17 protein-coding genes and 2 tRNA genes are annotated in these 25973 nt (G+C 61.6%); 15 read left to right on the top strand and 4 right to left on the bottom strand.

What is annotated here, in order from left to right:
* The first annotated feature begins 27 nt into the window (after positions 1-27).
* The 7 genes from GL4_RS05305 (at position 28) to GL4_RS05335 (ending at position 9482) form a co-directional block, all read left to right on the top strand.
* The gene (locus GL4_RS05305) at positions 28-948 is read left to right on the top strand and encodes a peptidyl-prolyl cis-trans isomerase (protein ID WP_045365324.1); all 921 of its coding nucleotides are present in this window, start codon (positions 28-30) and stop codon (positions 946-948) included.
* Positions 945-1931 carry a HupE/UreJ family protein gene (locus tag GL4_RS05310; RefSeq protein WP_045365326.1) on the top strand — a complete coding sequence of 329 codons (987 nt, stop codon included), beginning with the start codon at positions 945-947 and terminating at the stop codon, positions 1929-1931. Before GL4_RS05305 ends, GL4_RS05310 begins: the two co-directional genes overlap by 4 nt.
* Positions 1932-2056: 125 nt before the next feature.
* Positions 2057-3778, top strand: a complete 1722-nt coding sequence (locus GL4_RS18070) for a DUF3300 domain-containing protein (RefSeq protein ID WP_052464146.1) — start codon at positions 2057-2059, stop codon at positions 3776-3778.
* Positions 3779-3842: 64 nt separating this feature from the next.
* The gene (locus tag GL4_RS05320; protein ID WP_045365329.1) at positions 3843-4763 is read left to right on the top strand and encodes a DUF2950 domain-containing protein; all 921 of its coding nucleotides are present in this window, start codon (positions 3843-3845) and stop codon (positions 4761-4763) included.
* 74 nt (positions 4764-4837) lie between these two features.
* The gene (locus tag GL4_RS05325) at positions 4838-5377 is read left to right on the top strand and encodes an RNA polymerase sigma factor (RefSeq protein WP_052464148.1); all 540 of its coding nucleotides are present in this window, start codon (positions 4838-4840) and stop codon (positions 5375-5377) included.
* On the top strand, positions 5374-7500 hold the full coding sequence (locus GL4_RS05330; RefSeq protein WP_045365332.1) for a vWA domain-containing protein: 2127 nt from the start codon (positions 5374-5376) through the stop codon (positions 7498-7500). The genes GL4_RS05325 and GL4_RS05330 overlap by 4 nt, the downstream gene beginning before the upstream one ends.
* A gap of 206 nt (positions 7501-7706) precedes the next feature.
* Complete coding sequence (locus GL4_RS05335) at positions 7707-9482, top strand: SLC13 family permease (protein WP_052464149.1); 1776 nt, start codon at positions 7707-7709, stop codon at positions 9480-9482.
* 39 nt (positions 9483-9521) lie between these two features.
* On the opposite strand, the gene GL4_RS05340 is transcribed toward GL4_RS05335, so the two are convergent.
* Positions 9522-9598 (bottom strand) — tRNA-Pro (locus GL4_RS05340).
* A 227-nt stretch (positions 9599-9825) separates the two neighbouring features.
* Between GL4_RS05340 and GL4_RS05345 the strand changes: the two genes are divergently transcribed.
* From GL4_RS05345 to GL4_RS05370, 6 genes are all read left to right on the top strand, one after another.
* Positions 9826-9899: transfer RNA gene (locus GL4_RS05345), tRNA-Gln, on the top strand.
* A gap of 870 nt (positions 9900-10769) precedes the next feature.
* Positions 10770-12797, top strand: a complete 2028-nt coding sequence (locus GL4_RS05350; RefSeq protein WP_052464150.1) for a tellurite resistance TerB family protein — start codon at positions 10770-10772, stop codon at positions 12795-12797.
* Entirely contained in the window at positions 12794-14113 is a 1320-nt protein-coding gene (locus GL4_RS05355) for an ATP-binding protein (RefSeq protein WP_045365335.1), read from the top strand. The genes GL4_RS05350 and GL4_RS05355 overlap by 4 nt, the downstream gene beginning before the upstream one ends.
* On the top strand, positions 14085-16334 hold the full coding sequence (locus tag GL4_RS05360) for a DEAD/DEAH box helicase (protein WP_045365338.1): 2250 nt from the start codon (positions 14085-14087) through the stop codon (positions 16332-16334). The genes GL4_RS05355 and GL4_RS05360 overlap by 29 nt, the downstream gene beginning before the upstream one ends.
* Positions 16331-17473: an exonuclease SbcCD subunit D gene (locus GL4_RS05365; RefSeq protein ID WP_045365341.1), complete on the top strand. Its 1143-nt coding sequence runs from the start codon at positions 16331-16333 to the stop codon at positions 17471-17473. The genes GL4_RS05360 and GL4_RS05365 overlap by 4 nt, the downstream gene beginning before the upstream one ends.
* On the top strand, positions 17470-20544 hold the full coding sequence (locus GL4_RS05370) for an AAA family ATPase (protein ID WP_045365344.1): 3075 nt from the start codon (positions 17470-17472) through the stop codon (positions 20542-20544). The genes GL4_RS05365 and GL4_RS05370 overlap by 4 nt, the downstream gene beginning before the upstream one ends.
* A gap of 209 nt (positions 20545-20753) precedes the next feature.
* Here GL4_RS05370 and GL4_RS05375 read toward each other — a convergent pair whose 3' ends face one another.
* From GL4_RS05375 to GL4_RS05385, 3 genes are read right to left on the bottom strand one after another with little or no spacing between them, the layout of a single operon-like run.
* Positions 20754-22517, bottom strand: coding sequence for a recombinase family protein (locus GL4_RS05375; RefSeq protein ID WP_045365347.1), 1764 nt, complete (start codon positions 22515-22517; stop codon positions 20754-20756).
* A complete protein-coding gene (locus GL4_RS05380; protein ID WP_082025491.1) occupies positions 22510-23016 on the bottom strand; it encodes a DUF2924 domain-containing protein in 507 nt (168 codons plus the stop codon). Before GL4_RS05380 ends, GL4_RS05375 begins: the two co-directional genes overlap by 8 nt.
* Positions 23017-23020: 4 nt before the next feature.
* Positions 23021-23641, bottom strand: coding sequence for a DUF3489 domain-containing protein (locus GL4_RS05385; protein WP_045365350.1), 621 nt, complete (start codon positions 23639-23641; stop codon positions 23021-23023).
* Between the two features lie 480 nt (positions 23642-24121).
* On the opposite strand from GL4_RS05385, the gene GL4_RS05390 reads away from it, so the two are divergent.
* Positions 24122-25477 (top strand): site-specific DNA-methyltransferase, encoded by a 1356-nt coding sequence (locus GL4_RS05390; protein ID WP_045365352.1) that lies wholly within the window; start codon positions 24122-24124, stop codon positions 25475-25477.
* Positions 25461-25949: a DUF5681 domain-containing protein gene (locus tag GL4_RS05395; RefSeq protein WP_052464152.1), complete on the top strand. Its 489-nt coding sequence runs from the start codon at positions 25461-25463 to the stop codon at positions 25947-25949. The genes GL4_RS05390 and GL4_RS05395 overlap by 17 nt, the downstream gene beginning before the upstream one ends.
* Positions 25950-25973: the final 24 nt, after the last annotated feature.

Below are 25973 nucleotides of genomic sequence, written 5' to 3' on the forward strand. Positions count from 1 at the left end.
TTCGGCCATGGACGCACGGGGACCTGCATGAGTGTGCTTGGCAGGCTTTTGCGCGAACCGCTTGTTCATTTCGTGCTTGTCGGCGCGGCTGTATTTGCGGCCTATTCCTTGTTTGCAGACGGCGACGAGACAGAGACTCGAGACCGCATCGTCGTGACTGAGGGCCGTGTCCTGCAGCTCGCGCAGGTTTTCGCGAAGACCTGGCAACGGCCGCCGACGCCTCAGGAACTGCGGGGTTTGGTGGACGCCTTCATCAAGGAAGAGGTCTATTACCGCGAAGCCGTCAAACGCGGCCTCGATCGGGACGACACCCTCATTCGCCGCCGCATGCAGCAGAAGATGGAGTTCCTGTCGGAGCCCGGCGAAGAGGCGCTGGCCGCGGACGATACAGCGCTGCAAGCCTATCTCGATGACCACAAAGACGCCTATCGTGTCGAGCCGAAGCTGGCGTTCAAACAGGTCTTCATCGATCCGAAGCGCTCCGACGGCGATGCGGAGGCGCGCGCCGCGGAAATGCTTCAGGCTCTGAAGGCGGGCGACAATCCTGACGACATTGGCGACCCCACGCTGCTCCCGCAGTCGGTGCCGCTCTCGCCGTTGCGCGCGGTCGAGCGCGACTTTGGTGAGGACTTTGCGAAAGACGTTTCGGTCGCTCCGGAGGGACAGTGGGCGGGACCGATTACCTCGCCGTTCGGGCTGCATCTCGTGCGCGTTACCAAACGCGAGGAGGGGTACGATCCTGATCTCGACGAGGTGAGGGATGCCGTGCTTCGCGATTGGCGGAATCTGAAACGCCAGGAGTACCAGGCGGACGCCTACGACCAGCTGCGCGCGAAGTACGAGATCGTCCTGCCGGAGCTGGAGTCTCCCCGGCAAAAGATGCCGCGACGTCCTGAGACGTCGCCGTCCGAGAAATCCTCTCGGCTGGAGAAGGGGGAAGCGGAGTGATCCGACTCCTCGCGGCAGTAGTCCTCCTGGTCGGGTTTCACAGCGCCTCGGACTCCCATGAACTACGCCCCGGCTTCCTGGAAATCCGACAGACAGGCGCGGACACGTACGACATTCGTTTCAAAGTGCCGGCGCGCGGCGATATGCGCCTTGGGCTTCATGTGCGGCTGCCGGCAGATTGCGCGGAGACATCGCCGCCCCGAATCGAACGGTCCGGCGCGGCACTTTTGGAACACTCGGCAGTGCGTTGCCCCGGCGGTCTCGCCCACCGCGAGGTGTCGATCGACGGCCTCTCCGGCACGTTCACGGACGTGGTCGTGCGAGTCGAGTCTGCGGACGGCGCCGTGCAGGCCGCTCGCCTCACGCCTGACAGTCCGTCTTTCACCGTAGCGGCCGCGCCCACCTGGGTCGAGACGGCCCGCACCTATTTCCTGCTGGGCGTGGAGCACATACTGCTTGGTATCGATCACCTTCTGTTCGTCCTTGCTCTCCTCCTGCTCGTTCGCGACGTATGGATGCTGGTCAAGGTCATCACCGCCTTTACCGTGGCCCACAGCATCACGCTTGCCCTTGCCGCCCTCGGCTGGGCCCAGATCCCGCAAGCGCCTGTGGAGGCCGTCATCGCGCTCAGCATCATGTTCGTGGCGGCGGAGGTCGTGCGTCAGACACGGCCGGAGTCGGATCTCACCAAACGTATGCCGTGGCTGGTCGCCTTCGCGTTTGGGCTTCTGCACGGTTTGGGCTTTGGCGGCGCGCTGAAGGAGATCGGGCTGCCGCAATCCGACGTCCCGGCGGCGCTTCTCACGTTCAATCTCGGCGTAGAAGCGGGGCAGTTGCTGTTCGTGTTTACGGTGGTCGGCGTCAGCACGCTTGTCCGCCGGGTCTTCTCTCTCGATCGTTCTTGGATCCGGACGGCTGCAGGCTACGGGATCGGTTCGCTGGCGGCCGTCTGGTTTGTTCAGCGCGTCGCACTCTTCTTGTAGAGAGTGTGCAACCAGTTGGAGCCGCGCCGTGTTTTGGTCATAAACGGTGCGGCTACTGGCCCGCGCGCTTTGTCCCGGTGCTTCGGTGCCTGGTCAGAACCGGGAAAATGGTGAGGATATCGACCATGGGTGAGAAGATGCGGTTTCTTGCGGTCTCAGTGGCGTTCACGTCCGTGCTTTGGGCGTACGGAACGGCCCTTGCGCAGGACTCTGACTCGGTTGTGGAGGCCGTGTCGCCGCCTCCGCAGACGGAAGCGCCCGCCGGCGCTGGAACGACCGATGCCCAGGACTCGGATTCGGTTGTCGAAGCCGTCTCGCCGCCGCCTCAGACGGACGCATCCGACAATGCCGATGCCGCGCCGTCGAACGGGTCGCAAGACACAAAGCTCAGCCAGGCCGAACTCGAGCAGCTCGTGGCTCCCATCGCGCTCTACCCCGATCCGCTCCTCGCCAATGTTCTGATCGCCTCGACCTATCCGCTGGAGATCGTGCAGGCGGAACGCTGGTATCAGAAGAACAAGGACCTCAAGGGCGACGCCTTGCAGGAGGCGCTGGCGAAGCAAGATTGGGACGACAGCATCAAGGATCTCGTATCCGTTCCCGACGCCCTCGAGATGATGAATAAGGATCTCGACTGGACCCAGAAGCTCGGTGATGCGGTGCTCGCGCAGCAGTCGGATGTCATGAACGCCGTTCAGGCCCTGCGGGCGCGCGCCAAAGCGAACGGGACGCTTGAGTCCAATCCGCAGCAGACCGTGACCGTGACGCAGACCGTCGTGCAGAACAACGCTGGATCGACCAGCGGGGCAGGGACCTCAGCGCAAAGCGCGCCGTCCCAGCAGGTGATCGCCATTCAGCCGACGAATCCGGAAAAGATCTACGTGCCGTACTACGAGCCGTCGGTTGTCTACGGCGCGTGGCCCTATCCGAGCTATCAGCCCTATTACTTCCCGCCGCCGCCGGGCTACCGTTTTGGCAGCGCGCTCGCGACCGGGCTCGCATGGAGTGCCGGATTTGCAATCGGCAATGCGATATGGGGCAACGACATCAATTGGGGCCGCAACGACATCAACGTGAACGTCAATCGCAACATCAGCGGCAACACGATCAACCGCAACAACGTCAACGCTCAAAAGTGGGAACACAATTCCGAGCACCGGCGCGGCGTCCAGTACAACAACACCGAGGTGCAGAACAAATTCGCGAACAAGGGCGATCGGACCAACATCGGCAACAATGTCGGCGACAACGCCGGTAATCGGCGCCCTGGCGGTGCAGACGGCCGTCCCGGGAATGGCGGCGGCCGGCCGACGGTCGGCGATCTCGAAGCGGATTTGAAAAAGCCGGGCGGCGGCGCGGCGCGCTCGGGAGCCGCCAACCTGGCCGACAAGCGGCCCGGTGGCGGCGATGGGCGCCCCGGCAATCTTCCCGGAGACAAGCGTCCCGGCGGGGCAGGCGGCGGCCGTCCATCGGTTGGCGACATCGAGGCTGGGCTCAAGAAGCCGGGTGTTGACGCGAACCGGCCTGGGACCGGCGGTGGTGATCGCCCCAAAGTCGGAGGCGGCGGTGGACCGAAGCCAGGGGCTGCAAATCGCCCCGGTGGCGGTGGCGCCCAAGCCAATTTGAGGGACAGGCCCGCAAGCAAGCCCGCGGCCAAGAAGCCGGCCGTAAGCAAACCTGCGGCGAGAAAGCCGCAAAGCCGGCCGAGCGGCAATGCCTTTCAAAAGGGCGACGGCGCCCGTGCGCGCCAGGCCTCGTCGCGCGGACATGCGAGCGCTGGCGGCCGACATATTTCAAGAGGCGGTGGCGGCGGACGCCGTGCCGGCGGCGGTGGCCGGCGCCGCTAGACGCCGGCAGGCAAAAGACTAGAAGCCTAGATGCAATGAATCAGACTCTAGAGTGGTGGATGACATGTCCTTAGTTCGACAACTGTGCCGCGCGGTGTTCGGCCTTTCGCTTTTCGTCCTCTGCGCGCAGGCGCAAGCCGCACAGCAGTTCGACAGCGCCGATGCTGCGATCGAAGCACTCGTGAGTGCGGCGCGCGCCGGAGACAAACAGAAGCTGCTGGAAATTCTCGGGCCGGAAGGCCAAGACGTCATCAGCTCCGGCGACGATGTTGCGGACAAGAATGCGCGTGAGAGCTTCATGGAAGCCTACGACAAGGGCCACGAACTCGAGACGGAAGGAGACGATTTTGTGGTTCTCCTGCTCGGCGACGACGATTGGCCGTTTCCGATCCCGGTCGTGAAAACCGAGGACGGCAAGTGGGAGTTCGACACCGAGGGCGGCCTCGAGGAGATTCTCATTCGGCGCATCGGCCGCAATGAACTCTCGGCCATCGAGGCGGCGCGCGGTTATATAAAGGCCCAGGAAGATTACCTCGCGCTCAATCCGGACGGTGGAAAGCCTCCGGCATACGCGCAGCGCATCATGAGCACGCCCGGCAAAAAGGACGGACTTTACTGGCCGACGCAGGAGAGCGAGCGCGAGAGCCCGCTGTCCAAGAAGTTCGCCGAGATCATCGCAGAAGGCTACAAGCCCGATGGGATCAATCCGATCCCTTATCACGGGTACTACTTCCGCATCCTCAAAGCTCAAGGCAAGGGCGCCGAAGGCGGCGCGCGCGACTACGTTGAGGATGGCCGCATGACGGGCGGCTATGCCTTGATCGCTTTTCCCGCCGAGTACAACAATTCCGGCATCATGACGTTCATCGTGAATCAGGACAGTCCGGTCCTCGAGAAGGACCTCGGCGAGGACACTGTGGAGACCGCAAGCAAGATCGACACTTTCGCCCCGGACGACACCTGGCAGCCCGCTCAGACGCCGTAGCACCGATTAGCCCCTGAAAATAATTTTCGGGAACGCCCAAGGATTCGGGCGCCAGCATCGTCCAACCTTGTGACATGCGCATGCCGACCGGAGACAACGAGCTGGTGGAGCAAGCCGCGGCGGGGGACGCCGAGGCATTCCGTGTCCTGCTGGAACGCCACTATGACGGCATTTTCCGGCTGGCGTACCGGTTCGTCGGCACCCGAGCCGATGCGGAGGATATCGCCCAGGATATCTGTATCGGCCTTGTCGACCGGCTGGGCTCTTTCCGCAGCGAGGCGAAGTTCACCACCTGGCTCTACCGGATTGTCTTGAACGCCTGCCGGGATTGGGGCCGGCGCCAAGCGAGCGGTCAGCGGGCGATGGCCAACTTCGCGGATGTGGACGATCTGCGCCGGGCCGCGGATGCCGATCGCGCCAGCCAGCTCGAATGGGTTTGGACAACGCTCGGTCAGTTCCCCGACGAGATACGGGAGACCGCGGTGCTCGTGCTGGCCCAGCAACTAAGCCACGGCGAAGTCGCGTCCGTTCTCGGCGTGAAGGAATCGACCGTCTCCTGGCGCATGCATGAACTGCGCAAGACCCTCAAACAGCGCGCGGACGAAGAGAGATGAGTGACAAGTTCGACCAGTTGAAAGACGCGTTGCAGGGCGAGCCGCCTGCGCCCGATCCGCAAGCGCGGCAGGCAGCGCTCAACCTCGCCATGGCGCGGTTTGCCGAAAAACATGCGGCCCGTTCCCAAGGAACAGCGCCTGGGCGTCGTCATACCTCCAGTGGCGGCATGGGGCCGTCGGCAATCTGGAGCGCAATCGTGACCGCATTGAAACCGTCGAATCGCAATTGGACCCCCGTTTTGGCCGGTGGCGCGAGCCTCGCCGTCCTGACCTTGGCTGTGTTGTCGACCCATTCTCTGAGACCCGATTTGTTGGACTGGCGGGAAACCGCCACGGAGCCGAAGCTGGCGAAGCGGGAGGCTGCGCCGACACCGGCAAAGCCAGATCGAGACGCCGTCGCGAACCGAGATACATCGACGGCACAAGAACACCCGATGAAGATGGCGACCGGCCAGCCCACGCCTGCGGCCCCCGTCGGGCAGGACGATGAAGCGGCGATGGCGCCTGCGCCCGAAATGCAGGCATTGCCGGCGCCAGGCATGCAGGGTGCGCCGGTAACGGACGCACGGTCCGGCTTCTTTGCTGGACGTTCCCAGATGGCGGCTCCCGGATCGGGCTACGCCGTGCCGGCGGCCCGCCTGCGCCAGATGGACATTCCGGCACCCGACTATTTTGAACAGGGGCGCGACCGCTTCGAGGCCTTCGACCCGAACCCGGTGAAGGTGGTCAAGGAGGATCCGGTCTCCACCTTTTCGATCGACGTGGACACGGCGTCATACGCTTACATGCGTTCGCGGCTCAACCAAGGTGTGCTGCCCGCGCCGGACTCGATCCGCGTGGAGGAGCTCGTCAACTACTTCCCGTACGACTACGCAGGTCCCGACAGCGCGGCCGTACCCTTCAAGACGAATGTCTCCTTGATGCCGACCCCGTGGAACGCCGACACCAAGCTGATGCGGATAGGCATCAAGGGCTATGAGCTGGCGGCAGCGCAGCAACCGCGCGCGAACCTGGTCTTTCTGATCGACACCTCGGGATCGATGCAGGCGCAGAACAAGCTTCCGCTCCTGCGTAACGCCTTCAAGCTTCTGCTCACCTCGCTCGATCCGGACGACACGGTGTCCATCGTCACCTATGCGGGGTCGGCCGGCACGGCGCTGGAGCCGACCAAGGTATCGGACACGCCGAAGATCCTTGCCGCGCTCGAGACTCTGTCGGCAGGCGGCTCCACCGCGGGAGGCGAGGGGATCCGGCAGGCCTATGCACTCGCTGAAGCGAACAAGGTCGATGGGATCAATCGCGTGATCCTCGCGACCGACGGTGACTTCAATGTCGGCATTTCGGACAAGGAGACGCTGAAGGACTTCGTGGCGCGCGAGCGCGAGAAGGGCGTGTCTCTGTCCGTCCTCGGTTTCGGTGCGGGCAACTACAACGACGCGCTGATGCAGGCGCTCGCACAGAACGGCAACGGCAATGCCAGCTATATCGACACGCTGAACGAAGCGCGCAAAGTGCTGGTCGACGATGCGGCCGGCACGCTTCAAACCATCGCCAAGGACGTCAAGATCCAAGTCGAGTTCAATCCCGCCGCCGTCTCAGAGTACAGGCTGATCGGCTACGAGACCCGGAAGCTGAACCGCGAGGACTTCAACAACGACAAGGTGGACGCGGGCGAGATCGGCGCCGGTCACACCGTGACGGCCCTTTACGAGATCGTGCCGGCCGGATCGTCGGGGCGCTTTGTCGAGGACCTGCGGTACAGGTCGAACGAGGCTGAGACGTCTCCAGCATCCAAGAATTCGGACGAGCTGGCTTTTGTGAAGATTCGCTACAAGCAGCCCGACGGCGACAAGAGCGAGCTGATCAGCACGCCTGTGACGACCGCCGACGCGGTTCCATCCACGAGCGCCGCCGACACGGACGCGCGCTTCGCCGCGGCTGTCGCCGGTTTCGGGCAGGTGCTGAAGGGCGGCCGCTACACCGGCGACTGGTCCATCGACGATGCCATCGCGCTCGCCGAGGGCGCGCGCGGCAAGGACCCGTTCGGCTACCGTGCGGAGTTCTTGAACCTCGCTCGGCTGGCAAAGACCGCCGCGGCCTTGGAGCCGCTCAAGCAGCGCTGAGGCGTCACGCATCCCTCGCTGAGCGCAAACCGGCGGGGGATGCAGCGCCGCTGGTATGCGTCGTCTCCGATTGGACGGCTATAGCGGTCATCGCTTCTCTGTCCCACGAATTGCGATAGTCTCCGGTTTCGCGGTATCGCCGCAGAACGCACTTATGTGCCTGCGCGACATCCCGTGGCTTAGGACTAGGAGTCCGGAAGGACAGAATGCTCAACTTGGATCAAGCCATCGCGTTCGGGACTCTGTTTCTGGCCTTCGCGCTCTTTCTGTGGGGGCGCTTCCGTTACGACGTGGTGGCGATGCTGGCGCTGTTGGCTGTCACGCTTACAGGGCTCATCCCGGTCAACGCGGCTTTCTCCGGCTTCGCTCACCCGGCCGTCATCACGGTGGCCGCCGTTCTAATTTTGAGCCGAGCCCTTCAGAATGCCGGCATTGTGGACGTGATCGTCCGCCTTCTATCGCCGTTGCGCGGTTCCGAGACGTTGCAGATCAGTTCGCAAGCCGGGCTGGTCGCGGTTCTGTCGAGCTTCATGAACAATGTCGGCGCACTCGCCCTCATGCTGCCGGTCGCGCTGCGCAATGCCTATCGGAATAACTACGCGCCCGCGAGATCCCTCATGCCCCTTGCGTTCGCCTCACTGCTTGGCGGCATGGTCACGCTCATCGGCACACCGCCCAACCTGATCGTCGCGTCTTTTCGCGAGACCGAGACAGGGACGGCGTTCGGGATGTTCGCCTTTGCGCCTGTCGGTTTGGCCGTGGCGCTGGCGGGACTCGCCTTTATCATTTTCGCGGGGCCTCGCCTTCTCTCCGCCGACCGCCGGGGGTCCGCCGACGATGCGCTCGACGTTGGAGACTATCTGGCGGAAGCGCGCGTACAGAAAAAGGGCAAGGCTTGGGGTAGGACGGTTCAGGAAGTCGAGAAGCTCGTGGACAACGAGGCGCGCATCGTCGGTCTTGTGCAAGGGACGAAACGGCAGGTGGCCCCGGCGGCCACGCAAAAGCTGCACGCGCGCCATGTCTTGATCCTCGAAGGGGAGCCGGACTCGATCAAGGAGCTCGTGGATGCCGCCGGTCTCAAGCTGCTCGACAGTGAGGGGCTCAGTCCGCACAGGATCGAATCCGATCAAGTCGAAGTGGCCGAGGCCGTGATCAAGCCGGGATCGCGCCTGGAAGGCAAGACGCCGACGGCGCTGACGCTGCGCCGCGACTACGGCATCAACCTTCTCGGCATCGCGCGTCACGGGCGGCGGGTCCGCACTCGCCTCGGCAAGATCCGGCTGCAGATCGGCGATGTGCTGCTCCTGCAAGGCCCGTCCGAGACCATGGCGAGCACGCTCACGGAGCTGGGCTGTCTGCCGCTGGCCGAGCGAAGCCTGAAGATTGACCGGCCGCGCCGCTTGCTCTTAGCCGGCGGTATCTTCGCGCTCGCGATCGCGGCCACGGTATCGAATCTTCTCCCTGTTCAGATGGCCTTCGTTGCCGGGGCCGTGGGCGTGGTGATCGCCGACATCGTGCGCCCGACAGAGATCTATGAGAGTATCGACTGGCCCGTGATCGTCCTGCTCGGCGCCATGATCCCGGTCGGTCAGGCCTTGGAGACCACGGGCGGCGCGGCCTTGATTGCCGATGGTATGACGGCGCTCGGCGCGGACCTCGCGCCGGTGTGGATGATCGCCTTGCTGCTGGTCGGCACCATGTTCGTTTCGGACGCCATCAACAACAACGCCACGGCGGTCCTCATGGCCCCGATTGGTTTCCAGCTAGCGGAGCGGCTGCAGGTGAGCCCGGACCCGTTCCTGATGGCGGTCGCGGTCGGCGCCTCATGCTCGTTCCTCACGCCGATCGGACATCAGTCCAATACGCTGGTCATGGCCCCGGGGGGCTATCTCTTCGGGGACTACTGGCGCCTGGGGCTGCCGCTTCAGACCGTGATCGCGATCGTGGCCGTTCCCATGATTCTGATCGTCTGGCCTCTGTAGCGGGGCCTCTGCGCGGGGGGATTTCATCAGCCCAATCAATGGTCGGAGTGGCAGGATTTGAACCTGCGACCCCCTCGTCCCGAACGAGGTGCGCTACCAGGCTGCGCTACACTCCGCCACGACCAGAGATTTGGCTGGAAGAGGACCGTATATAGACGGGGAGGGGCCCGCCCGCAACAAAGAGGTGGGCGGTTCGGCGCAAAGTTTTTTGGCGCCGAATGGGCCGATCCATTGCCGAACGGGCCCGATGCTGGTACGACGGCAGCCCGCTCGGCCCCAAGCCGGGCCGCCGGTTGAGTCGCTCGGCTCGCCTGGCGACGGAGCGGCTCCCGAACAAGCGTGATGGGGCGTGGCCAAGCGGTAAGGCAACGGGTTTTGGTCTCGTGATCCCAGGTTCGAATCCTGGCGCCCCAGCCACCTAGTCGCGGGCACTTCGGCTCTCTCCAGACACTCACCAAACGGCGCCGAAGAAGCGCGTAATTGCGCCACTATTCGGCGGCGGCTCTGCCGGAAGAGCGCAGAGAGGCGTAAGTCTCTGTGCTAGAAGGGGTACTTCCCGCGCTTTTTCTCTACATGCCGATTTCGGGGGTCACACTTTGCGAGGACCAGATGGTCTCACCATCAGCCTAGCATCATGATGTGTGTCGAACTTCGAATCCGATGCTCTCAGCCACCAAGTCGCGGGCTCTTCGGCTCTCTCCAGACACTCACCAAACAGCGCCGAAGAAGCGCGGAATTGCGCCACTAGTCGGCGGCGGTTCTGCGGAAAGGGTGTAGGGAGACGCAAGCCTTTGCGCGAGCAGGGGTGTTTCTCGCGCTTTTTCTCAACTGGCCACTCTTGGGGTCACACTTGGCGGGACAGTTCGTAAACTACGCAATCTGCTCGTCGACCAAGGCCATTTGCTCCATCTTCTGCGTGCTGTTCAACCTCTCATCTGCTGACGCGTCCGCCGAGCATGATCACGGTAACCACGTCACTCGCGTATATTTCCTGACTGCAATCTTACGTATACATTAGCCGCTCGGGAGGGGTATCAGTTGTTCTGGTTGCTCGTCATCGGCGGTGTGGTCTTGTGGCTTGTCTATCGTGGTTCCAAAGGCCCGAAAGCAAGGCTTGGCGCCGCGCACCAAAGAGTCCTCGCCGGCCACGATGCGTCCTCGTCATTAGAGACATCGTGGGGAGCGTCGCCTCAGGCCGGGCGCGTCTCGCGAAGGACGTCGGCTCCGGCCCGCTGGGTCTCCGTTGGACAGACTGCCAATGTTGCAGGCTTCACGATTACTTCTGGAATGTTCTACCTCGGCGGACTACTCCCGGACCAATTCGAAGGGAACTGCGGAAACTGTGTCGTAGACCCGGCCTGCAAGGTCGCTTCGTCGGGAGAGGACCGACTGGGAAGTTCGATGTCCTACTGGCCTTCCTATCAGAGGATGACGCCGGTCGCGCGGAGAACCTATCTTGGCTGGCTGGCGGCCGGGCGTGACGATCCATCCATCGGCATCGGATATGTCTTTCTGTTCTTCTATGGCATCGAACGCCGCTTGCTTGTGGATGGAGCGCATTCGGAAGCGCCGGACCTAATTCGCGAAGTCCGTCGACTCCTCGAGATCTACGGCACGAACAATTCGTTCAAAGGCTACGCGACGAGGTTTCTCGATGCAGCCCGGCTCGTCTCCTCTGCGGACATAGAGCGGCCGCAACTGTCGCCAGATCTTCGTTCCGGCTACGAGATGCCCATGCAAGTCCGTGCGTATCTCGGCCGCAAGCTCGCAGCCCGTGAAAGCCTTGATCATGGCGAAGCGCTTTTGTGGTTGCTGTCGCTTCCGGACACGAATCTGCGGACGCCGGCACGGCGTTGCTTCACCAAATTGCTAGCCCTCTGGCGGCATCGGTTTGCCGAACGGTATCCGAATGGTTTGAAGGTCAGGCCGCCCAAGTCACGGCTGAAACTGGATTATCGCGCGGCGAGTGGCGGCTTCGGTTACCAGACAGAGATATGTGACGAATCAGGGCCGCTTCCCGACATCGCAGCAATCTCGGCACCTCTCGACAGTCTGCGGGACATCCTGAATGCCTGCAGTGATGAACTCGCCGCCTATAGCAGGCTGCTCGGAAGATCGCCTGAGGCGCGGGGAACCATGGAAGCAGCCCTCCTGCTTCCAACAGAGCTGTTCTCGTCGACATTGGGCACGGCTGTTGCCCAAAGACTGGAACAACTCTTCGCCGGTCGTGATGCGGTGAGTTTGAAGGTCTCGGATCTGGCATCTGCGCTGTCCTTGAAGATTGAAGCAACTGGGAACGTTCCCGCTGGACTTTGCAACAAGATTGGCGCGCTGCTCGACAGGCTCGACATAGCATTCGAGCCAGACCGCCGGTACGGTTCCAGGAACATGCAGGGCGACGGCCGCATGCTGCTGTTCAAAGCGAGGAACGGAGCCAGCATCGATGGCGATGCCCCTGATTTTGTCGCTGCTCGAACCATGATCGACATCTCCAGTCTAGCTGTTGCCGCCGACGGTCGGGTTGCGCCTGAAGAGTTCGAGTCGATCGTGGGCGAGGTACGAGCGCTAAGCAGCATTGGTGAGATCGAAAAGGTCCGGCTCACGGCATACGCAAGCACGTTCCTCAAGGACATGCCTGCTCAGCAGGCCGCGATCCAGAAGTTGAAGGCGCTATCGCCGGCTGCAAGACAAGCTGCAGTCGATTCGGCAACCGCTGCGGTCTTGGCGGACGGCCATGCCAGCCCAGCGGAAGTCAAATTCCTGGAACGGGTCTACAAGACTCTCGGGTTCCCTAAGGAGAACCTCTACGCGGCCCTGCACCGGGGAGCAATCGCGCTGGACGAGCCCGTTCCCGTGTCCGGTGAACATCGGACCCCAGGTGTCCCGATTCCCGGCGATCCGCGGGATTTGCGAACCGCTTCCACTGGGGTCCAGATCGATCTTGCTCGCCTTGAGCGCATTAGGTCCGAAACCTTGGCCGTCTCCAAACTGCTGACGGGCATCTTCGTAGAAGAAGAGTTCGCGCCACCGCCACCACCGGCCGAAACGTCCACACCGACCGCCGCTTCACGCTTCTCAGGGCTCGATGCTGCCCACGCTGCCCTTTTGGAGCACCTCCTCTCCGCTCCTGGTTTGGCGCGGGAACGTTTCGACGATCTGGCGCGGAACCTGAGACTGCTACCGGACGGTGCCATCGAACTGATCAACGATTGGGGCTTCGATCTCTTCGGAGAACCAATCATTGACGACGACGTAGAGCTTTCAATCGCGCACCACATCGAGATCGAACTGAAGGGCATGGAGGCCACTATATGACTGGAACATCACGGATTCGGCCTCGCGAGCGTGACGTAATCCTGCAGGCTCTTGCCGCCGGTGTAGTTCCGCGGGTTGGACTTCAACATGTCCAGGTCGGCCGCGCCGCCGAGGTAGAGGCCTTGGTGCGCGACGTCGAGCGCGTTGTCGCCGGCGGGGCAACGATTAGGTTCGTGATCGGCGAATACGGTGCAGGGAAGACCTTCTTCCTAAATCTTGTTCGACTGATCGCGCTGGAGCGGAAGTGCATTACGCTACATGCTGACCTCGCTCCTGACCGGCGTCTGCACGCCTCCGCCGGGCAGGCACGCGGCCTATATGCGGAAGCCGTTAGAAACATGGCCACGCGCACGAGACCCAATGGCGGTGCGTTGCCAAGCGTCGTCGAGCGTTTCGTGACGGACTGTGTCAACGAGGCGAGCAACAATGCGAGACCTGTCGAGAGGGTCGTTGACGATAGGCTCGCGCATCTACAAGAGTACATTGGCGGCTATGACTATGCGACAGTTCTCAAGGCATATTGGTGCGGCAGCGAAGAGGGCGACGAGAACCTGAAGGACGCCGCCCTTCGTTGGCTTCGGGGTGAATACTCAACCAAGACGGAGGCGCGACAAGCACTCGGCGTGCGCAACATTATCGGTGACAACGATGTCTACGACGCATTGAAGTTGCTTGCCGCCTTCGTGAGGTTGGCGGGCTATGCCGGCCTCTTCATCGTCTTCGACGAGATGGTCAATCTTTACAAGCTTCAAAGCAGTCAAGCACGCAACCAGAACTTCGAACAAATCCTTCGGATCCTGAATGACGTCTTGCAGGGCAATGTCGGGGGAATTGGATTCGCTTTCGGCGGCACGCCCGAGTTTCTTATGGACACCCGGCGGGGCCTCTATAGCTATGCGGCGCTGCAATCGCGTCTCGCGGAGAACAGCTTCGCAAGAGATGGACTCGTCGACCTTTCCGGACCCATCGTGAGGCTGCAGAACCTCACGCCGGAGGACTTGCTGATCCTTCTTGCCAAGATCCGCGCCATTTTTGCCCTGGGAGACCCTTCAAACTATCTCGTGCCGGATGACGCGCTGCCGATGTTCATGCAGCACTGCAATCGGCATGTCGGGGAGGCCTATTTCCGGACGCCGCGCAACACAATCAAGGCCTTCGTCCAGTTCTTGGCGGTTCTCGAACAAAATCCAGAAACCAAGTGGCAGAACCTGATCGGTGACATGGAAGTCGCGCTCGATGCCGAGGCCGCAATGGACCTCGAATTGGGAGACGAAGGCGGCGGTAGCAATGACGACCTCTCCTCTATCCGACTCTGAGTCGGCCTCGAGCTTCGATAGGCTCCATGCAGAGATTCGCCGCTGGATCTGGGAGCAGCAGTGGGCGGAGCTTCGCGATGTCCAAAACCGAACCATTTCAGCGGTGCTTGACGAGAATGCGGACATTCTCATTGCGGCATCGACCGCGGCAGGAAAGACGGAAGCCGCCTTCCTGCCGATCCTGACGCAGGTCGCCGATCGCATGGAGCGGGGTTTCTCGGTCCTTTACGTGAGCCCCCTCAAGGCTCTCATCAACGATCAGTTTCGGCGTCTCGATCAACTTTGTGAGCGCCTTGGGGTGGAGGTGGTGCGTTGGCACGGCGATGCCTCGCAGGCTGCAAAGCAACGGGCCCGCAGGAACCCCAGAGGGCTAATTCTGATCACGCCTGAATCGATTGAGGCCATGTTAATCCGGCGGCCGAACGACGCGAAGGCCATGTTGGGGTCTTTGTCGTACATCGTTGTCGATGAGCTGCATGCATTCCTCAATGGCCCACGGGGACTACATTTATCCAGCTTGCTTCGGCGCATCGATGCGTTGTCAAGCAATCGCGCGCGGCGGCTCGGTCTGTCGGCAACAATTGGTGACCTCGAACGGGCCGCGGCCTGGCTCAATCCGAACGACCCAAGTCTAGTGTCTATAGTGGAGGCAGCCGGCGATTCCCCGGAGCTACGTCTCCAGATCAGGGCATACACGGACCCGGCGGACGCTGACGATGTGGATGGTATCGAAGATGAGGCAAAGCCTGTCGCCCTTGATCGGATTGCGGATCATCTTTTTGCGACGCTTCGCGGCTCAAACAATCTTGCCTTTGCGGGTTCAAGGCGCCGGGTCGAGGCGGTAGCTGACCGTCTGCGCACTCGATCAGATTTAGCTCATGTTCCCAATGAGTTCTTTCCGCATCATGGCAGCCTGTCGAAGGAGCTGCGTGAGGAGCTGGAACTTCGGTTGAAGCAAGGAGAACTTCCAACCACGGCCGTGGCCACAACGACGCTCGAACTCGGCATCGATATCGGTTCCGTCACCTCGATCGCCCAGGTGGGTGCGCCGCGTTCCATGTCGTCACTTCGTCAGCGACTCGGGAGGAGCGGCCGCAGAAGCGGTGTGCCGGCCATCTTGCGCATCTATGCGAGGGAACAGCTCTTGTCGAAGGATGCAGACCCGATAGATCGCCTAAGGTTGGATGTCGTGCGCTCAGTTGCCGCGGTCCGGTTGCTCGTCGAGAGATTTGTAGAAGCACCGTGCGCCGACGCGGCCGTCGCTACGGTTGTGCTCCACCAGACATTGTCATTGATAACGCAGTTGGGAGGATCCCGCGCGGAGGCCCTCTACGATGCGATCTGTGGCATAGGGCCGATGTCCGTTATGACAAAGCGGGACTACGCGGAGCTGTTGCGCGGCATGGCTTCGCCTGAGCACCGACTGTTGGAACAGGCCCCGGACGGCACGATCATGCTTGGCGAGACTGGCGAGCGGCTTGTGGCATCGCGGGACTTTTACGCCATTTTTTCAACCGACCAGGAGTGGCGGCTCGTGTTCGGTGCCCGTTCCCTGGGGACGATCCCAATCTCCAATGCGGTTGGCATTGGTGTGATCGTAACGTTCGCGGGGCAGCGCTGGAGAATTGTCGATGTGGACGATCGGAGCAAGGTGCTTGAGGTCCAGCGTCACCGCGCGGGCCGGATACCGAGCTTTGAGAGCCTGTTCATCGAGCCAGTCCATGACCGATTGTCGGCCACCATGCGTACCGTATTGGCTTCGCACGATCTTCCCCCCTATCTCGATAAGGATGCGACGGCGCTGCTTGGGGAAGGGCGTGGTGCGTACGCCGAACTGAAGCTCGCTTCAAAGAGCCTGATTGCAAGCGGCAGGGACACGCACGTGCTCACTTGGCGCGGCACCGAGATGAACAGTGTTCTGGGGGTTGCCTTTCTCGCCGCAGGGCTGGACTGCTCGATCTTGGACGTTGGCGTAACAGTGGTGGATACCCATCCGGAGATCGTGTGCGAGATATTGCGCCAGCTTGCGGCGAAGCCGCCGGACATCTCGGATATTGTAGAGTTTGTGGAAAATCTTCAAACGGAGAAGTTTGACGAGATGGTGCCAGAGCCCGTCCTCCGGCGAATGTGGGTGGAGGGGCATAGGCGGGCTGCGGACGGGCTCGCCGAACTAGCGGCAGGTTTGGCCGGTTCCGGCGCGGCGAGAGGGCCCCAGTCGTGAGAGTTCTTCACACTGCCGATCTGCATCTCGGCCGCCAGTTCAACGGCATCTCGCTGGAAGAGGATCACGCTGTGGTTCTCGATCAGATCATTGGCACGATAGTGGAATGTGAGGTGGACGTCCTTGTGATCGCTGGCGATATTTTTGATCGCGCCGCGCCGCCTGCGACGGCGGTCCGTCAGTTCAATGCATTCCTGTCGCGAGTAGCCTCGGAGACCAGGGCTGCGGTCGCCATGATTGCGGGCAACCACGATTCTGGCGATCGCATCGCGTCGATGTCTATCATGACGGACACACGTAGAGCGCTTATCCGCGGGGATGTGAGTGCGGACGAGAGGCCATTGGTCCTGGCTGATAAGTACGGCCCCGTCGCCTTTTCTGGTCTTCCATTCGCATATGAGTACACAGCCCGGGAGTGTTTCGCCGATGAAACGCTGCAATCCCCTGAGGACGTTCTTGCCGCCCAGGTTGCCGCTGCTCGCCGCAATGTCCCGGAAGGGGCTCGTTGGGTAATCATCGGCCACGCTTTTGTCTCCGGTGCGCAGAGCAGCGATAGCGAGAGGCCACTCGTCCGAGTAGGTGGAATTGAGACGGTCGGGCCGGAGATCTTCGACGGCGCACACTATGTCGCCCTGGGGCATCTGCATCGTCCCCAATCGGTGGGCGTGCCGCACATCTGTTATTCCGGATCGCCTCTCGCCTTCGGCTTCGATGAGGCGGGCACTGCCAAGTCCATGAGTCTAGTCGAAATCGATGGGGCCGGCGCCGTCGATGTCAAGACGATTCCATTCGAGCCGCTTCGGGGTATCCGGACCCTCAGAGGGAAGCATGCTGAGCTTGTAGCCGCGGAACCCTCTACGGATTTTATCAAGGCCGTCCTTACGGACGACGTGCCGGTGATTGACGGGATGAAGCGCCTGCGCGCGGTCTTTCCAAACGCGTGCGATTTGACTTACGAGCGCGACCAACGCGCCCCTGAGGTGAAGTCGCTCGATGGACGGCAGACGAAAATGGCCAATCCATTAGACGTCATGGGAGACTTCTTGGAACTAGTGAGGGGAGAGCGCTTCAATGAGGATGAATTGAAGGTCATTGCGACTGCGCTCCATGACGTGCGGACAGGAGAGGACGTCGAATGAGACCGGTGAGGCTGACCTTGCAGGCGTTCGGCCCATACCCGGGCAAGGAAGTCATCGACTTCCGCGACGCGGTCGAGGCTGGGCTGTTTGGTATCTACGGTCAAACCGGTTCGGGGAAATCCACGGTCTTCAGCGCAATGACATTCGCGCTATTTGGAGAGCCGGCGAAGCCCGAGCAGGAGACGCCGTCGTTAAGGTCCGATCACGCCGACGCGGATATGCAGACAGAGGTCGAGCTTGTGTTCGACATGGGCGGCCATCGCTATGTCGTTGCGCGTCGCCCGGAGCAAATGCGCCCGAAGCAACGTGGAGTTGGCGAGACGCGGCATCCCCACGAGGCATTCCTGTTTGACGCGACAGGAATTGCGGTTGACGAGATCGGAGGTGAGAGCCGCGGCAAGATCTTGGCTGAAAAGAGGGTTCGCGATGTTGATAAGGCGATCATCGAAATGCTGGGCTATGGGCCCGAGCAGTTCCGCCAGATCGTACTTCTGCCGCAGGGGAAGTTCGAGGCGTTTCTCGCGGCGAAGACGAAGGAACGGCTCGCAATCCTGCGGGACCTATTCGATGTTTCTGCCTATCGAGCCCTGTCGGCCAAGCTGAAGTCGGATGCAGACACTGCCGAGCGCCACGTTCAGGACCAGCGCAGAGTCTGCAGCGGCCGTCTTGGTGCGGAGGGCTTCGAGAGCCTCGATGCGCTGAACGATGGAATCGATGCCGCCGGCGTGCACTGCTCTGAGACTGCAAAAGTGGAAGAAGGCGCAAGGGCCGGTCTCCTCGCGGCTCAGACTGCGCTGGGAGCAGCCGAGAAGCTGGAGGAGCAATTCAAGAGCCTCGATCTGGCACGCGAGACGCTCGCTGTTCTTGAAGCGGGCCAAGAGGCAATGGATGCGCTTGCCAAACGAATTGTCCAGGCCGAACGCGCCAGGATCCTGCTCGATGTGGAAAGCAACGTGAGCGAGGCGGATGCCGACGCCAAGAATGCGCGGCATGCACGGAACGAATCCCAGCGTCTCGCGGAGATGGCGTCTGCGAAGGCCAAGGAGGCTGTGACCGCGCTTGAGGTCGAAACACAGCGCGCGGGCGAAATGGACGAAATGCGCCAGAATCTCGAGGCGTTGGACCGTCACAAGGAGGTGCTCGAAAAGTCCACGGGACTGGTGGAGGCGGTTGATCGAGCGCGCGAGGCCAAGCGCCAGGCTGGTGAGAGTCTCGAAAGCGCTGAAAGAAGACTGGCGGGCCTCGATAAGCAGCATCAGACGAATGTCGATGCCATCAAAGCGGCGCGCCAAGCAGAGGTCCATCTCCGGGACTCTGTGGCGCGGCTTGAGGGCCTGAAGCGATTGCTCTCCGCGGCTACGAACTTCGAAAAAGCGGAAGTCAGCGTGCAAGTGGCTCATGACGAGCTTCAAGTGCTGACATCGACGCATGCAAATGCCGCCCGAGCCGCGCATGAGGCCAAGTCCGAGTACGCGGAGGCGGAACGGGCACTCTCCGAGGCCCAGGCGCTGCACTTGGCCGCCAAGCTCGAGCCTGGAGAGCCCTGTCCTGTTTGCGGCTCGATTGAACATCCGGCACCGGCTACCGGAGCCGCCGAGCATGCCGGGTTGGATCAAGCGTTTCGGGACACGAAAGCTGCATTCGAGTTGGCGGACGCAGCAGTTCACGAAGCGTTTGCAAGTCTCGAAGCGGGACGGGTGATCCTTGCGGAGCGGCAAGGCATACTCGCGGCGTTTGATCCTCCCCGTGAAAGTGCCGCGGTGCTCACGGAGCAGATTGAGACGGAACAGCTTTTACTAGAAGATGCCGGCCCCCCACGCGACATCGCTGCAATGGAAGCCGACGGTGAGCGACTTGCCGAACAGATTCGAGAGGCCACGCAAGTACGCGAGGAATGCCGCGATACACTCGGCAAGCTCCAAGCGAGCGCTGCCGCGGAGCAAGCGCGCCTCGATCAGATGCTATCGGCGGTTCCACAAGATTTGCGGGACCCGGCAGCTCTCGCCGCTACCAGGCAGAAGGTCGCCGGAGGCCTAGCAGAGCGGCAAGCTGCGCGAGACGCTGCAGAGGCCATGGCGAGGGAAACGCGCGATGCCGATCTTTCCACCGCGAAGGATTTGCAGGCAGCTGCAGGCAAGCTCACGGAATCTCAAGCGCGCCACCGCAAGGCAGAAGAAGCATTCGCAGCGCGCCTTGCACAAGCCGGTGTGACAGAGGACGAGTTCCGGGCCCTCAAGCCCGCTATTGCGACGGTCGAAGAGGATCGCACAACGGTGAATGAGCATCGTCGGAAGCTTGAGAATGCGAATGAGGAGATGCACAAGACCTCGGAGGCAATTCAGGATCGAGAGCGTCCTGATCTATCGGTACTGCAAGCGGCGAAGCTGGATGCCGATCAGAAGCTGACCGAAGCCGTGGACTTGCGTTCCGGGGCGCAGCAACGATTGGCCCACCTCTCAAAGCTCAAAGGCGATTTGGAGGAGACCCTGCGCGAGCTCGACGCGTTGGAAGCCTCCTCGGGTCCCCTTCGAGCCCTCGCCGCGCTTGCGAACGGCGAGAACCCGCAACGGCTCGACCTGGAAACGTTTGCCATCGGCGCGATGTTCGACCGGGTTTTGGAGGCGGCTAATCTGCGGCTCGGTCCCATGACGGGAGACCGCTACAGGTTGATGCGGAATGAGGAAAGTGCTGGCCGCGGGCGGCGCGGCCTTGAGATCGAAGTTTTCGATATCTTCACGGGCAAGGCGCGCCCAACCAGCACGTTGTCGGGCGGAGAGACGTTTATCGCCGCTCTCGCTCTCGCGCTCGGGCTCGCCGACGTCGTCGAAAGTGCGAGCGGGAAGGTCCGGCTGGATACAATTTTCATTGATGAGGGCTTCGGCAGTCTAGACACCGAGAACGGTTCAGGCACGCTCGATCAGGTCCTGCAAGTGCTTGCCAAGCTCGTCAGTCAGAACCGCGCGGTGGGCCTCATCTCGCATGTCTCCCTTGTGCAGGAAGCCATTCCAAATGGCTTCTATGTTTGGAAGGAAGTCACGGGAAGCCACGTAGAGGCCAGGGGGGTGAATTGAGAAGGTGCCCGTGAGATGGCGCGGCACTGCTGATCCGTAGCAGGTCGCATTATGACTAGGCCAGAGCTAGCCTTGCCAAATCTGGGTTGCGACGTGACGTGCTCCTACACCATTGCCGGTGCGGCCAGCTGTCGTGCAAAGATCAAGCGAGCAATTACTCTCTTGGCCGCCTCAGTAGGATTACGGGGCGCGAACATTGGGTTTAGAACCTAGGTGGACAACAACGGCAATTGGTCCATCCAAAAAAGTGGAATGCTGGCGGTTGATCTGATGAGCCGCTTTGCTGTCAGCTCCGCCGGCTGCCGCCCCTCCAGTAGTGCCGTGGTCATTTCTGGCGCCAGAAAAGCCAAACAGATGATGCGGGTCACATAGGTCCGATCGAGGCGTTCAGCGCATGCGACAGCGCCGATCCCGTCCGCCTCGCCTCGAACGATCTGGCCAAACCATTCATGTGCCCGCGCGAGTGCCCTGACCAAGTTGGCATCAGGCACAGAATTGGCGTGCCCTTGATCTGAGACAACCAACTTGGCCTCGACGCCCCGCCGCCGAAGCCTCACCTGAACCTCAAGCGTGATCGTGCCACGGCATTTCTCTAGTGACGCGTGGGCGATTTCCTGATCGAGCAACCGCGCCGTTAGCATGTTCCGTGCAATTTCAATCGTCACCGTGTCCTGCGCCACCACGATGCGTCGCACGAGAGTGGCAATGACTTCTGCGTTTCCTGAAGGAGCGCCAGCCTCACACGCATAAGTCAATTTCGATGCGCGCGCGAGCACAGCAGTAACCAAGTCCGGCGACTTCTTCATTGAAGCCAAGGCATCAAGCACCGCGACGCGGTCTTTCAGAAATGCGGAGAGTTGGTCGAGCACAAGCTTCTCGATCTCATGCGCGGGAAGGCGCCAGCCTTTTGATACGAGCCCGGTCTCGTTTTCCTCATTCGCGGCGCTAGCCTTCTTGGCGGCCGCGGCCCGAGGTGCCAGGAGCGACCGCTCGACATAGTACCGGTACCGCCGCCCGTGGTTGACCGCATGGGAGGGCGTGAACGGCACGCCTTCTGCCGTGAATAGGAGACCTGCGAGCAGGCTCGGGTGCTTCGAACTGGTCCGACCGCGCTTTCGACCGGCGTTGGCAGCGAGGAGAGCCTGAACTTTGTCCCAGGTCTCAGCATCGACGATTGCGTCGTGTTCTCCGTCGTAGCTGGTTTGGCGATGCGGAATGCGGCCGAGATAGATCGGGCTCGAGAGGATGCGATACAGATGCCCGCGGCTGAAGTCAGTGCCCCCTAGCCGGCGTCCATCGGCTAGGGTGCGGACCTTGGTCCTGAGGTTGAGACGGTGGGTCTTCTCTTGGAGCTTTCGGACGCTACCCAGCTCGAGGTAGAGCGCAAACAGATGCCTGACTGTCTTGGCCTCATCGGCATTGATCTTGAGCTTCCGATCGATGGCGTCGTAGCCGAGCGGCACGGCGCCACCCATCCACATGCCCTTCTTCTTGGAGGCCGCAATCTTGTCGCGGATACGTTCGCTCGTGACCTCGCGCTCGAACTGGGCGAAGGAGAGCAAAACGTTGAGGGTGAGCCGACCCATGGATGTCGTGGTGTTGAAGGCCTGCGTCACCGAGACGAATGACACGCCCTTGGCGTCGAAGGCCTCTACAATCTTCGCGAAGTCGAACAGAGATCGTGTCAGGCGGTCGATCTTATAGACGACGACGGTATCCACTTTACCTGCAGCGATATCTGCAAGAAGGCGCTTGAGCGCGGGGCGGCCCATGGTCCCGCCGGAATACCCGCCATCGTCATAGTGGGCGGAAAGAGCATGCCACCCTTCATGGCGCTGGCTGGCAATGTAGGACTCGCAAGCCTCCCGTTGAGCATGGAGTGAGTTGAACTCCTGCTCGAGCCCCTCATCGGAGGACTTGCGGGTGTAGATGGCGCAACGGATGCGCTTGGACCGCTTGTTGATCTCACCCATCTGCAGGCGTCTCCGTGCTGCGGCGCTTGAGCCCAAAGAAGGCCCAGCCGTTCCAGTTGGTGCCGGTGATCGCACGAGCGACAGCGGTGAGGCTTGGATAGGTTCGGCCACGCCAGGCAAAGCCCTTCTCGAGAACGAGCACTTCGTGCGTCTCGCCGTGCCATTCACGAAAGAGCTTCGTGCCTTTGCTCAAGCGGCGCGGCTGCGGTCGTGACGGTTTGCCTTTCGCCTGGCCGGCCTTCTTGAGGAGCCGCAGCGTCTCGGCATCGAGTCCTCCATAGACTTCCGCCTGGATCCCGTAGGCTACCGCGCGGACGAGGAAGGCGCGGCTTGCATGGCGCGGCACTGTGGGACTCCACAGGCGACGCCATTCAGCTTCGAGTTCAGCCCTCGGGGAGTTCGGCAGGGCGCGAACCCGAGTGGCGAGATCCGCCTCGACCTGAGCCGTTACCGGCCCGCGCCGTTTTCGGCGCGACCGAGCGTATGTGTTTCCCGACATGGTTCTAAGCCTTATGGGATTCCGCCGTGGCCATCCGATAGCGCCGCACGCCCTTCTTGCCGACCTCGGAGACGAGCGGCAGCTTGAGCTTCTTCTTGACGACTCCTGAGAAGAAACCGCGCACTGAATGCGGCTGCCAGCCAGTCTCGGCGACGATGTCATCGATGGTGGCGCCCGACTTCCGGCGTAGCATTGTGATCACGAGAGCCTGTTTGCTTTGTGGAGACGCAGAGCGCTTCTTGGGCGCTGCCGATGGCGCCTTCTTCACGTTGCGACGCGGGCATGCGGCCTCTGCTTTGCCTTTGTCAGGGGCGACCGCCGTCGCGCGTTGGTCCTTCTCGGTCTCATCAATTCCGAGTGCCACAAGCCCAGCTGTCGTGAGGAAAAGGCCGTAGGCACTGCTGTCTTCGTCGCGTCGCCATTCAAGGGCGCCGTCGGCAATACGGCGCTCTTCGATCAGACCTCGTTTGAGCAGGGTCGTGATGGCTTTGGCGCGTGCGGGGCCTTGCAGGCTCAGGCCTTGGGGAAGGGGCAACAGCGCATGATCGCTGCGTTGGGCCGCGGCGCTCAAGATCACGAGCTGCGTGTCGTTGAGCTTTGGAGTTTGTGTTTTGGGTTTGGGCATGGGTTGCCTCCATCATGGCGCACCGGCCCGATGCCGGCGCTTCCACTGCCCACAGCCCAGCCCGCAGGCCGGGGGAGGACAATAACGGAGGCGAGGTGCTCGCTGCCTGCATGCACGCTCTCTTTAGAAGGGAAGTCCAGCAAAATCCGGCACTGACGTCCGTAGAGTGAGACCCCTTGACTTGAACGAGGGCAACATCATTCTAGTTGGCAGGCCGAATCGGTACGAATGGGCGGAGCCCAGTCGGCAGTGGAAGCAATGTTTCACTGCACTCCGAGCCGGTCTTTGGCTGGGTGGGCAGAGCCTGCCACGGACAAGGCAGAGCCAGAGTCCACGAACTCATGGTCGCCAGAGGCGATCGGTAAGGTCACTGAGATCGCAGAGCGCTCAGTTGCCACGAGCCAAGGCCTGAATCCTTCAGAACTGAATTTTTGAACCCTGCTTGGGGTGACGTCACTCGTGCGTCTTCGCCCAAGCGTGATGGAGGACGTCATGCCGACAATCCAATCCGTGCCCCTGAGCACGTTCAAGCTCAATCCGCGCAATGCGCGAACCCACTCGAAGAAGCAAATCCGACAGATTGCGAAGAGCATCACGGCATTCGGCTTCGTCGTGCCACTCCTTATTGACGAAGACGGGCTGATCATCACCGGCCATGGGCGCCTGGAGGCTGCCAGGATGCTCGGTCTTCAGGAGGCGCCGGCCATCGTTCTGGACGGTTTGAGTGAGGCTAAGAAACGCGCGCTTCTCATCGCCGATAATAAGATTGCAGAAAATGCGGGGTGGGATCGCCAACGGCTAGCCGCCGAGATCCCTGAACTCACCGATCTCCTGATCGAGGAGAACCTGGATATCTCTATTACTGCCTTTGAGGCGGTCGAGATCGACCAAATCGTCGCTGACTTTGAGACGGACAGCAGGGATCCAGCAGACAGGTTGGAGTCTGCGTGGGAGGCCGAACCCATCGTCAGCAAACCAGGAGACCTGTGGCAACTGGGCGCTCATCGTCTTCTGTGTGGAGACGCACGGGATATCGGCTCAATCGGCCTTCTCATGGGCAAGGAACGCGCCGCTATGGCGTTCCTGGATCCACCCTACAACGTCCGAGTAAAAGACATCGTAGGGCGGGGACGGACCAGGCATGACGAGTTCGCGATGGCGTCCGGAGAGATGTCTCGTCCCGAGTTTATCGAGTTTCTCCAAGAAACCCTCAGCGTTGCTTCCGCCGTTTCCCGGGACGGGGCCGTCCACTTCGTGTGCATGGATTGGCGACATGTAGAGGAATTGGTCTGCGCTGGCCGGGGCGTGTATGGCGCCATGCTGAATCTTGTTGTCTGGGCAAAGTCCAATGCGGGGCAGGGAAGCTTCTATCGTAGCCAGCACGAACTCATCGGCGTGTTCCGCGTCGGTGCTGAACCACACCGCAACAATGTTCAACTCGGCCGGCACGGGCGTTCGCGCTCGAATGTCTGGCACTACGCCGGGGCGAACAGCTTTCGGTCCGGCCGCATGGACGATCTTGCAGCACACCCGACAGTCAAGCCGATCGCGATGGTGGTCGATGCGCTGAAGGACTGCACTCGCCGCGGGGATACCGTGCTGGATACCTTCTGTGGTGCCGGTACGACGATCATGGCCGCGGAACGCGTCGGGCGGCGCGCCTTTGCGATCGAGCTCGCACCCAAATATGTCGATGTCGCCGTTCGTCGATGGCAGGCGTTCACACGGCGCGATGCGACTCTCCACGGCACAGGCCAGACCTTCGAGGAAGTCGCAAGCGAGCGTCAGCGGCTGCACGAAGCGGCCAGCGAGGGGGCGAATGATGGGGAAGCGTAAGAACAGAAGTCGTGGAACCCGGGATTCCGCCTCTTACGAAGTCGGATACCAGAAGCCGCCGAAGCACGCGCAGTTCAAGCCGGGTCAGTCGGGCAATCCGAAGGGACGCCCAAAAGGGCACAGAAACTTCAAGACCATCCTCAAGGACGTGCTCGCAGAGAAAATACACGTTCGTGAGGGAGATCGTACGCGGCGTGTATCGAAACAGGAGGCTCTCATCCGCATGACGCTCACCAACGCGCTCATGAACGACAACAAGGCCTTTGCGTCAGTCCTTCAGCTCTTGAGATTGGCTGGTTTCATGGATGACGTAGCGGAGCCGACAGAAACGGAGAATGTCGGGCAGGACGACGCCCTGATCGTCGAGGAGTTCCTAAGACGTCACGGCGCGCTGGCGATGCAGAACAGCCAGCAAGAAGACGATTCCGGTTCCAGCCAAGCCACAGTCCATCTGGAGTCAGAGAATGAGTGAAGCACGAACCAGCCTTCTGAAAGG

The sequence above is a fragment of the Methyloceanibacter caenitepidi genome, from assembly GCF_000828475.1.
GTDB lineage: Bacteria > Pseudomonadota > Alphaproteobacteria > Rhizobiales > Methyloligellaceae > Methyloceanibacter > Methyloceanibacter caenitepidi.

Excerpts from the sequence above, each read along its gene's own strand:
- GL4_RS05305 (WP_045365324.1), top strand. The coding sequence starts at position 28 with ATGAGTGTGCTTGGCAGGCTTTTGCGCGAACCGCTTGTTCATTTCGTG.
- GL4_RS05360 (WP_045365338.1), top strand. The coding sequence starts at position 14,085 with ATGACGACCTCTCCTCTATCCGACTCTGAGTCGGCCTCGAGCTTCGAT.
- GL4_RS05350 (WP_052464150.1), top strand. The coding sequence starts at position 10,770 with ATGTTCTACCTCGGCGGACTACTCCCGGACCAATTCGAAGGGAACTGC.
- GL4_RS05370 (WP_045365344.1), top strand. The coding sequence starts at position 17,470 with ATGAGACCGGTGAGGCTGACCTTGCAGGCGTTCGGCCCATACCCGGGC.
- GL4_RS05335 (WP_052464149.1), top strand. The coding sequence starts at position 7,707 with ATGCTCAACTTGGATCAAGCCATCGCGTTCGGGACTCTGTTTCTGGCC.
- GL4_RS05325 (WP_052464148.1), top strand. The coding sequence starts at position 4,838 with ATGCGCATGCCGACCGGAGACAACGAGCTGGTGGAGCAAGCCGCGGCG.
- GL4_RS05375 (WP_045365347.1), bottom strand. The coding sequence starts at position 22,517 with ATGGGTGAGATCAACAAGCGGTCCAAGCGCATCCGTTGCGCCATCTAC.
- GL4_RS05330 (WP_045365332.1), top strand. The coding sequence starts at position 5,374 with ATGAGTGACAAGTTCGACCAGTTGAAAGACGCGTTGCAGGGCGAGCCG.
- GL4_RS05385 (WP_045365350.1), bottom strand. The coding sequence starts at position 23,641 with ATGCCCAAACCCAAAACACAAACTCCAAAGCTCAACGACACGCAGCTC.
- GL4_RS05380 (WP_082025491.1), bottom strand. The coding sequence starts at position 23,016 with ATGTCGGGAAACACATACGCTCGGTCGCGCCGAAAACGGCGCGGGCCG.
- GL4_RS18070 (WP_052464146.1), top strand. The coding sequence starts at position 2,057 with ATGGGTGAGAAGATGCGGTTTCTTGCGGTCTCAGTGGCGTTCACGTCC.
- GL4_RS05355 (WP_045365335.1), top strand. The coding sequence starts at position 12,794 with ATGACTGGAACATCACGGATTCGGCCTCGCGAGCGTGACGTAATCCTG.
- GL4_RS05395 (WP_052464152.1), top strand. The coding sequence starts at position 25,461 with ATGATGGGGAAGCGTAAGAACAGAAGTCGTGGAACCCGGGATTCCGCC.
- GL4_RS05390 (WP_045365352.1), top strand. The coding sequence starts at position 24,122 with ATGGAGGACGTCATGCCGACAATCCAATCCGTGCCCCTGAGCACGTTC.
- GL4_RS05320 (WP_045365329.1), top strand. The coding sequence starts at position 3,843 with ATGTCCTTAGTTCGACAACTGTGCCGCGCGGTGTTCGGCCTTTCGCTT.